Origin of the sequence: Microbacterium sp. CPCC 204701, assembly GCF_004010105.1 — a bacterium.
Lineage (GTDB): Bacteria > Actinomycetota > Actinomycetes > Actinomycetales > Microbacteriaceae > Microbacterium.
The window spans coordinates 1-9,136 of record NZ_RRYE01000092.1; the positions used below are offsets into that span (position 1 = coordinate 1).

11 protein-coding genes are annotated in these 9,136 nt (G+C 71.5%); 9 read left to right on the top strand and 2 right to left on the bottom strand.

Annotated features, from left to right (window positions below; translation table 11 throughout):
* The 5 genes from EIO58_RS18705 to EIO58_RS07860 all read left to right on the top strand — a co-directional run.
* A partial coding sequence (locus tag EIO58_RS18705; protein WP_446723908.1) for a hypothetical protein occupies positions 1-673 on the top strand: 673 nt, incomplete at its 5' end.
* Between the two features lie 2 nt (positions 674-675).
* Entirely contained in the window at positions 676-1,470 is a 795-nt protein-coding gene (locus tag EIO58_RS07845) for a sulfite exporter TauE/SafE family protein (RefSeq protein WP_127819060.1), read from the top strand.
* A gap of 64 nt (positions 1,471-1,534) precedes the next feature.
* Positions 1,535-1,984, top strand: coding sequence for an FAS1-like dehydratase domain-containing protein (locus EIO58_RS07850; protein WP_127819061.1), 450 nt, complete (start codon positions 1,535-1,537; stop codon positions 1,982-1,984).
* Entirely contained in the window at positions 1,981-2,394 is a 414-nt protein-coding gene (locus EIO58_RS07855) for a MaoC/PaaZ C-terminal domain-containing protein (RefSeq protein WP_127819062.1), read from the top strand. Before EIO58_RS07850 ends, EIO58_RS07855 begins: the two co-directional genes overlap by 4 nt.
* Positions 2,395-2,397: 3 nt before the next feature.
* Complete coding sequence (locus tag EIO58_RS07860) at positions 2,398-3,534, top strand: UDP-N-acetylmuramate dehydrogenase (RefSeq protein ID WP_127819063.1); 1,137 nt, start codon at positions 2,398-2,400, stop codon at positions 3,532-3,534.
* Positions 3,535-3,785: 251 nt separating this feature from the next.
* On the opposite strand, the gene EIO58_RS07865 is transcribed toward EIO58_RS07860, so the two are convergent.
* A complete protein-coding gene (locus EIO58_RS07865; RefSeq protein ID WP_127819064.1) occupies positions 3,786-4,670 on the bottom strand; it encodes an endonuclease domain-containing protein in 885 nt (294 codons plus the stop codon).
* Between the two features lie 176 nt (positions 4,671-4,846).
* Positions 4,847-6,067, bottom strand: a complete 1,221-nt coding sequence (locus EIO58_RS07870) for a pyridoxal phosphate-dependent aminotransferase (protein ID WP_127819065.1) — start codon at positions 6,065-6,067, stop codon at positions 4,847-4,849.
* Between the two features lie 148 nt (positions 6,068-6,215).
* Here EIO58_RS07870 and EIO58_RS07875 point away from each other — a divergent pair, with 148 nt between their 5' ends.
* From EIO58_RS07875 to EIO58_RS07890, 4 genes are all read left to right on the top strand, one after another.
* Positions 6,216-6,548 (top strand): hypothetical protein, encoded by a 333-nt coding sequence (locus EIO58_RS07875; RefSeq protein WP_127819066.1) that lies wholly within the window; start codon positions 6,216-6,218, stop codon positions 6,546-6,548.
* Positions 6,549-6,631: 83 nt separating this feature from the next.
* Positions 6,632-7,519 (top strand): ABC transporter ATP-binding protein, encoded by an 888-nt coding sequence (locus EIO58_RS07880; RefSeq protein WP_127819067.1) that lies wholly within the window; start codon positions 6,632-6,634, stop codon positions 7,517-7,519.
* Entirely contained in the window at positions 7,516-8,349 is an 834-nt protein-coding gene (locus tag EIO58_RS07885; protein ID WP_127819068.1) for an ABC transporter permease, read from the top strand. The genes EIO58_RS07880 and EIO58_RS07885 overlap by 4 nt, the downstream gene beginning before the upstream one ends.
* A gap of 27 nt (positions 8,350-8,376) precedes the next feature.
* Positions 8,377-9,136 (top strand): histidine kinase (locus EIO58_RS07890; protein ID WP_240658637.1); only part of this gene is annotated, 760 nt, incomplete at its 3' end.

The window sequence follows — 9,136 nt, forward strand, 5'->3', positions numbered from 1 at the left end:
CGCTCACCCTGCGCAGCCCGGCTCTCCGGCGCAGGCGGACGGCGACCCCGCACAGTCCGGCGACCCGTCGGCCCATCCGCCGCACCCGGGCGACCCTGCGGCCTACCTGGCCGCGCACCCGGGAAGCGGCGCGCCTGGCTATCCAGGCGGAGGCTTCACCGCCGCCACCGACCAGCGCAGCGGCTCGAAGCTGTGGATCCTCTGGCTCGTGCTCGGCCTCGTGCTGCTGGGCATCGTGATCGCCGCAGCGGTGCTCATCCCGATCCTGCTGATGAGCGCCGCCACGTCCGGTGCCGGCGGCGGTGCCGGGTCCGACGACGAGCGCGCCGCCGTCGCCGCCGTCGAGCTCTACGACGACGCATGGCAGGACGCGGACTGCGACGCCTTCGAGGCATCGACGACCGACGAGTTCCGGGCATCGAGCGGTATCGGCGACTGCGATTCGTTCGTCGCCGAGGCCGAGGTCTTCGACGACTCCGTCGACGAGTACGAGGTGCGAATCGACGACGTCGCGACCGAGCAGGACGCGATCACCGTCACGACCACCGAGACCTACGTCACCGTGCTCGACGACACCGGCGAGCCGCTCGATGCGCCTGAGCCCATGTCGGTGGCCTACACCTACACCGTCGTCGCGGTCGAGGGCGAGTGGGCCATCGACGCGATCGAGTAGGCGTGACCGAACTCGACCAGCGCCCGCGCGGCGCTCGCTTCCTGCTGACGTGCGCGGGCATCGGCCTGCTCGCGGGGCTGCTCTCGGGGCTGTTCGGCGTCGGCGGCGGAACGGTGATCGTGCCATTCCTCGTGCTGTTCCTGACGTTCAACCAGCGACTCGCGGCGGGCACGTCGCTGGCCGCGATCGTGCCGACGGCCGCCGTGGGCGTGATCTCGTACGCACTGCACGACTCGGTGGCGTGGATCCCCGCGCTGCTGCTCGCCGCGGGTGCGGTGGTGGGTGCGCAGATCGGCACGTGGATGCTCCCGCGCGTGCCGCTGACCGTGCTGCGCTGGGCGTTCGTCGGCTTCCTCGTGGCGGTCATCGTCAGCCTGTTCCTCATCATCCCGTCGCGGGACGCGGAGCTCGCGCTCACCTGGCTGAGCGGCGCCGGACTCGTCGTGCTCGGTGTGGTCACCGGCATCCTTTCGGGTCTCATCGGTGTGGGCGGCGGGATCGTCGTCGTGCCGGCGCTCATGGTGCTGTTCGGAACCAGCGACCTCGTCGCGAAAGGCACGTCGCTGCTGATGATGATCCCGACCGCGCTGTCGGGCACGATCGGCAACCTGCGTCGCGGCAATGTCGATCTGACGGCGGCTGCGGTGGTCGGCGTCGCGGCATGCACGACGACCGCTCTCGGCGCGTGGGTGGCGACCTTGGTCGACCCGTTCGTCGCCAACCTCCTCTTCGCGGCGTACCTCGTGGTGATCGCCGTGCAGCTGGCGGTGCGGGCCATCCGCGGTCGCCGGGCTTGACCGGGCTCCACCGCCCCACGCCGCTCCCGGCGGGCGTGCGGGATGCCCTCGGTAGGATGGCCTGGTGCCAGTGAACCCCGAGCTCGTCGGACGAGAGTTCCCGCCGACGGCCCCCTACCTCGTGGGTCGCGAGAAGGTGCGCGAGTTCGCGCGCGCCGTCTTCGCCGACGACCCGCAGCACGTCGACCCGGCGGCCGCGCAGGCGCTCGGCTACGCCGACGTGGTCGCCCCGCCGACCTTCGCGATCGTCGTCACCGATGCCACTCTCCAGCAGCTGCTCGCCGAGCCCGACTCGGGCATCGTGCTCGAGAACGTGCTGCACGCCGAGCAGAAGTTCCGCTTCTCGCGGCCGATCGTCGCCGGCGACGAGCTCACCGCGAAGCTCGCGGTCACCGGCATCCGCGCCATGGGCGCCGCCGCGATGGTGACGAGCGAGTCCGAGATCAGAGATGCCGCGGGCGAGCATGTGGTGACCACCACATCCGTCCTGCTCGTGGGGGAGGGCGGCGCATGACCGCGCTCGCGAACCTCGTCGTGGGCGACGTCGTCGCCGAGCGCACGGTGCAGCTCACCCGGGAATCCCTCGTGCGCTATGCCGGGGCATCCGGCGACTTCAATCCCATCCACTACCGTGACGATGTCGCCGCCGCCGTCGGGCTGCCGGGAGTGCTCGCGCACGGCATGCTCACAATGGGACTCGCGGTCGGCACGATCGAGCCGTGGCTCGGCGACACCGCGCGCATCCTCGAGTACGGCGTGCGGTTCACCAAGCCCGTCGTGGTCGACGTCGAGGACGGCGCCGACGTCACGGTGGTCGCCAAGGTGGGCGCCGTCGACGACGAGTCCGCCCGCATCGACCTGACCGTGTCGTACGAGGGCGTCACCGTGCTCGTCAAGGCGCAGGTGCGCGTGCGGACCGTCTGACGCATGCCCGAAGTCACTCCCATCCCGCTCGCGCGGCTGACGACGCTGCGCACAGGCGCCGCCCCGGCCCGCATGGTCGACGCCGCGACGAGCGACGAACTCGTCTCGGCGCTGCGCGACGTGTGGGCGACCGGTGATCCGTGGTTGGTGCTGGGCGGCGGGTCGAACCTGTTCGTGGGCGACGAGCCCTTCGACGGCACCGTCGTGCGCATCCTCACGAAGGGCATCGAACGGATGCCGTCACCCGTGCCGGGTCGCGCACGGCTCAAGGTCCAGGCGGGCCACGACTGGGACGAACTCGTCGCGTACGCCGTGACCGAGGGCCTGGCCGGCATCGAGGCGATGTCGGGGATCCCCGGCACGGTCGGCGCAGCGCCGGTGCAGAACGTCGGCGCGTACGGCCAGGAGATCGTGCAGACCCTCGCCGAGGTCGAGCTCCTCGACGAATCGACCGGCGACGTGTCGACGGTGCCCGCGTCGGAGCTCGGCCTCGGCTTCCGCACGTCGGTGCTCAAGCACCACTACGGCTCGGCGCCCGCCCGTCGTGCCGTGATCCTCACGGTCACGCTCGACCTCGCCGAGATCGGCCACGGCGGGCGGCGCATCGCGGGGGACCAGCTCCGCACCGCGCTGCGGCTCGGGCCTGACGACGAGATGCCGCTCGCGTGGGTGCGCGACCGCATCCTCGAGATCCGCCGCAGCAAGGGCATGGTGCTCGACGCCGACGACCCCGACACCTACAGCGCCGGGTCGTTCTTCCAGAACGCGGTGGTCACGGCATCCTTCGCCCGGACGCTTCCCGACGAGTGCCCGCGGTGGCCGGTGGCGCCCGACCTCGACCCGGTGCTCGTCATCCCGCTCGCCGCCTATGACGGCTACGTGCCGCCGCCGACGGTTGGCCAGCCCGACGTCAAGGTGAGCGCGGGATGGCTCATCGAGCACTCGGGCCTGCGCAAGGGCTTCAAGCTGCCGCGCTCGCGCGCCGCACTGTCGAGCAAGCACGCCCTCGCCCTCACGAACCGCGGAGACGCCACCGCCGCCGAGCTCGCCGAGCTCGCCCGGTTCATCCAGGGGCGCGTGCAGTCCGAGTTCGGCCTGAACCTGCAGCCCGAGCCCGTGCTCGTGAACGTCGAACTGTAACCGAGGCTCGCGCGCGACTCCGCTCGCCCTCTCCGCCCGGCCCTTTGCCTCGTCGTTCTTGGCGAGTCGCCTGTTTCGTCGCGCGGCGGGCGGCATTCGTGGCGAGTCGTCGGACCACCGAACGGCGTGTGAGGGGGATGCCCCAGTTCGAGGCATCCCGTCTGATCCGCGGTGTGCGTTCTTGGCGAGTGGCCATGTCGGTCGCGGCGGAACCGACATCTGTGGCGACTGGGCGGTGAGGTGCGCCGCACTCATGCCGCAAGAAGGCGATGGATGCGGGCGGCCAGCGCCACGAGATCGTCGAAGTCGCGGCGCGTGACGACGGTCACGCGGTAGCCGAGGGATTCCAGCTCGGCGCGCCGCATCTCGTCCCGGCTCCATTGGTCGGGGTCGCGGTGATGGTCGCCGTAGTACTCCACCACGAGCTTCTCCGCAGGGTAGATGATGTCGACGCGGGCGACGAACCGTGCGCCGTCGTAGATCCTGACATTGCAGTCCGGGCGCGGAAGGCCTGCCAGCTCCAGTGCGCAGCGCAGTTCGGACTCGCGGGGTGATTCCGAGGCATCCGTGCACATGGCCAGCGCGCGCCGACGGTTCTCCGCGCCGGGCGTGTGCGGCGAGCCGGCATGCATTGCTGCAAGGTCCTCGATCGTGCAGTGGCGCCGGCGCCGCGAGATGAGGTGGTCGGTGACGGCGACCAGCGCGGGAAGGTCGAGGTCCACGGACAGGTCCAGCCACGTGCGGGCGGCGCTCGTCAGCCTCATGCCGCGACGCGTCACCAGGTCGTCGAGGTCCAGCTTGAGCGAACGACCCCGGATCCCGCGGCCGCGAAGTCGGTTGCGGGGGTGCAGAACCGCGATGGTGGGACGGCCGAGCGCGTCGCGCTGCACCGCGGCGGGAAGCGGGACGCGCCACACGACACCGGCTGTCGGTCCACAGGCGAACGCGTGCGTGGGGACCGTCCGCATCAGGAGCTCGAGTCGCGCGAACCCGTCGACGGCCCGAACGGTGCGCGCACCATGGAAGGGTCTGCCGAGGGCGCGACTGCGGAGCTGCTTCTCGTCGAGGCCGGCATTCCTCCCCTCCTTCAAGGTGAAGGCGGGGACCAGGTGTGCAGGCAGACGTGGCGGCTTCATCCCCCGATGGTTGCGGTCGGCCGGGCTCTCCGGGGTGCGAACACGTCGTCTGTGAGCAACGCGTGCGCAGTCCTAGGTGGGGAGGAAGCCCGTGGCCCTGGAATCGCCAGGATCTGCACGCCGAGCGCATCGGTCGTGGCGATTCGCCAAGATCGAGCGGGCGGCGGCCGGCGGTCTCAGCTCTCGAAGAGGCGCTGCAGGCGCTGCACGCCCTCGAGCAGCGCGTCGTCGCCGAGGGCGTACGACAGCCGCAGGTAGCCCGACGGCCCGAACGCCTCGCCGGGGACCACTGCGACCTCGGCCTTCTCGAGGATGAGGTCGGCCAGCTCGAGCGTCGTCGTCGGCGTGACCCCCGCCCACTCGCGGCCGAGGAGGCCGCGCACATCGGGGTACGCATAGAACGCCCCGAGCGGCGTCGGCACCGCCACGCCGTCGATCTTCGACAGTTCGCTCACGATCACGCGGCGGCGGCGGTCGAACGCCTGGCGCATCTGCTCGGCCTCGTCCTGGGGGCCGCCCAGCGCCGCCACGGCGGCCCGCTGCGCGACGTTGTTGACGTTCGAGCAGAGGTGGGACTGGAGGTTGCCCGCGAGCTTGATCGCGTCCTTCGGGCCGACCATCCAGCCCAGGCGCCAGCCGGTCATGGCATAGGTCTTCGCGACCCCGTTGACGAGGATCGTCTGGGCCGCGGCATCGGGGACCGCCTCCACGATCGAGACGGCCTTGACCGGCTCGTCGGAGCCCTCGGGCGAGTAGACGAGGTTCTGATAGATCTCGTCGGTGATGATCCAGATGCCGTGCTCGACGGCCCACTCGCCGATGGCGCGGGTCTCGTCGGGCGTGTACACCGAGCCGGTCGGGTTCGACGGCGACACGAACACGAGCGCCGTCGTCTTCGCGGTGCGCGCGGCCTCGAGCTGCTCGACGGTCACCTTGTAGTCTTGGTCGGCCCCTGCGAAGACCTCGACGGGGATGCCGTCGGCCAGCGCGATCGCCTCGGGATAGGTCGTCCAGTACGGGGCCGGCAGCAGCACCTCGTCGCCCGGGTTCACCACGGTCTGGAAGGCCTGGTACACGGCCTGCTTGCCGCCGTTGGTCACGATGATCTGCGACGGGTCGACCTCGAGCCCCGAGTCGCGGAGCGTCTTCGCGGCGATCGCCTTGCGGAGCACCGGCAGGCCCGCAGCCGGCGTGTAGCGGAAGTTCGCCGGGTCGCGCAGCGCCTCGGCCGCGGCATCCACGATGAACTGCGGAGTCGCGAAGTCGGGTTCGCCCGCCGCGAACGAGATGACGGGACGGCCGGCGGCCTGCAGTGCCTTCGCCTTGGCATCGACCTTGAGGGTCGCGGACTCGGCGATGGCGGAGAGTTTGCGGGAGAGCGGTGCGCGTTCGGTCACGCTTCGAGCGTAGTCGGCCGCGCCGCCGCGGTCAGCGGCCGATCCCGCCCCCGTGGACCGAGAACGTGCAGGATGGCGTGCCACGTGGGGAACGCCGGGTCGGCGCCGGGCTTTCCGGCGACCGGACCCCGGGGGTAGCCTGTGCCTCGTGGATGCATGGATCTGGGGTGCCGTGGTCTTCGCGATCGTTCTCGTCTTCGCCGGCGGCGTCGCGTGGTGGCTCGCGCGCGGCTGCGTGCTGACCATGATCGGAGCCACCGGCGCGGTCGTGGGTGGGGTGGTGTCGCTCATCAGCCTCGCCGTCCTGATCGATCCCGAGGCGGGTCTGCGCGCGGCCGCGATCGTCACCATCGGCGCAGGCGCCTGGCTGCTCGCGTGGACGCTGGCCGGCGGCATCCGCGGGCAGCGCCTCCTTCGCGCGGAGGAGGAATCCTCGGCCCGTCCGGTGGCGGTGTCGGTGCCGGATCTCACCCGCGCCTGACCCGCCGCATCCACCGAATGGGGGATGCCTCCTCCCGCGGATGACGGCTGCCAGCGGCATCCGCGCACCGGGAGCCTGGAGTCATGAGAACTCCAGCAGTGCAGGTGCGGAACCTGCGGAAGAGCTACGGTGGGCGCGCGGTCGTCGACGAGGTGTCGTTCGACATCGCCCGCGGCGAGACATTCGCCCTCCTCGGCCCCAACGGGGCGGGAAAGTCGACGACGGTCGAGATCCTCGAGGGGTACCGCCGTCGTGACGGCGGCGAGGTCGCGGTGCTGGGCGTGGACCCGGCCGCAGGCGGCCTGGACTGGAAGGCGCGGCTCGGGATCGTCCATCAGACGACCGGGCAGGCGGGCCTGGTCACCGTCCGCGAGCAGCTGCGGCAGTTCGCCGGGTTCTTCCCGAACCCGCGCGACGTCGACGAGGTGATCTCGGCGGTGGGCCTCAGCGCGCAGGCGGGGACGCGCATCGGGAAGCTCTCGGGCGGGCAGCAGCGGCGTGTGGATGTCGCGCTGGGCATCGTCGGCCGCCCCGACCTGCTCTTCCTCGACGAGCCCACAACGGGTTTCGACCCGGTCGCGCGGCGCGAGTTCTGGGAGCTGATCCGGACGCTGCAGACCGACGGCGCGACCATCCTGCTGACCACTCACTACCTCGACGAGGCAGAGCAGCTGGCCGACCGTGCGGGGGTGATCGCCGCCGGCCGCCTGCGTGCGATCGGGCGGCTCGACACGCTCGGCGGACCCGGCGTTCGCGTGCCCATCGTGCGATGGCTCGAAGCGGGCGCCCTCCGAGAGGAGCGGACCGACGACCCCCTCGCGTTCGCCACCGCGCTCGCGCAGCGCCTGGGCGGCGAGCCGGCGGAGCTCGAGATCGTGCGCCCCGGCCTGGAAGACGTATATCTCAACCTGGTGGCGGAGGCTGCGGCATCCGATCTCACCGAATCCCACGAAAAGGAGGTCGCGCGATGAGCACGATCACGGCGGGCCGCATGCCCGGAGTCCTTCCGACGGGGGTGTGGCGCGCGCGGTTCGAACTGCTGCAGTACTTCCGCTCGGGCGACACGCTCTTCTTCACGTTCCTGTTCCCGGTGCTCATGCTCGGGCTGTTCAGCGTCGCGTTCGGCTCAGAGGTCGTGCAGCCGACGCCGGACACGCCGGCTCTCTCGATGGCGGCGCTGTATCTGCCGGGCATGCTGGCCGCGGGCCTGCTGCTGTCGGGCTTCCAGAACCTCGCGATGGACATCGCCCTCGAACGCGCCGACGGCACCCTCGAACGCCTCGGCGGCACGCCGCTGTCGCCGGTGAGCTACTTCCTCGGCAAGATCGGCCAGGTCGCCGTCACGGGCGTGCTGCAGGCCGCCCTGCTGCTGACGGTCGCCGCCGTTGTGCTGGGCGTCGAGCTGCCGACCGAGCCCGGGCGCTGGGCGACGTTCGCCTGGGTGTTCGTGCTCGGAATCACGACGTCGGCGCTGCTGGGCATCGCCCTGTCGGCCGTACCGCGCAGCGCGAAGAGCGCGGCGGCGGTGGTGATCCCGATCGCGCTCATCCTGCAGTTCATCTCGGGTGTCTACTTCACCTTCTGGCAGCTGCCGGAGTGGCTGCAGAGCATCGCGTCGATCTTCCCGCTGGTGTGGATGGCCCGTGGCATGCGCGCCGTCTTCCTTCCCGACCAGTACGCGGCGCTCGAGCCGGGCGGTGAATGGGGCCTCGCGACGGTCGCGATCGTGCTCGGCGTGTGGCTGGTGGTCGGACTCGTGCTGTCGCGGCTCACCTTCCGCTGGATCCGCCGCGACGCGTAGCCTGGGTCCCGCAGCGAAGGAGATACGTTGCTGAATCGTCGATGGTGGGACGTCGCGGTCGCGGCCGGCTCGGTCGTGATCGCGGCGGCCATGCTCATGGAGTTCGGGCCCCGCGAGCCCTGGCGGCTCGCCATCGGCGTTGCCGCCATCGCGCTGTTCGCTCTCGGGTACGTCGCCATCGGACGCGCCGCCATCGGGACCGAGCCCGGGTGGCGCTTCCCGGTCTTCGTCGCCATCGCGGCGGTGGCGGTGGGGGTGGGGTCGGCTGCGTCCGGCTTCCTCGCGATGATGCAGGCGCTCGCTTATCCGCTGGCGTGGGTGATCGGCGGCTCCCGTCGGCGCGGGATCATCGCGTCGGCCGTGATCGCGTCCGCGGTGGCCGGCGGCATCGCCGTCGGCGGGGGCCTCGACGGCGGGTCGATCGTCACCGGGCTGGCGACCGGCGCGTTCTCGTTGGCATTCTCGGTGGCCTTCGGGCTGTGGGTCGCAGGCATCGCCGAGTTCGGCGAGGAGCGCGCCCGGCTCGTCGCCGAACTGACCGAGGCGCAGACCGCCCTCGAGGCCCTGAGTCGTGATCGCGGCGCCGCCGCGGAGCGGGAGCGGCTGGCTCGCGACATCCACGACACCCTCGCCCAGACCCTCGCGGGGCTTGTGATCTTCGCGGAGCGCGCGGGCCGGCAGTCGCGCGAGGGACGAGCGGATGCCGCGGCTGCGACGATCGCGACCGTCGAGCAGGTCGCGCGCGATGCGCTGGCCGAAGCCCGCGCGCTCGTCGCCCGCGCGGCGG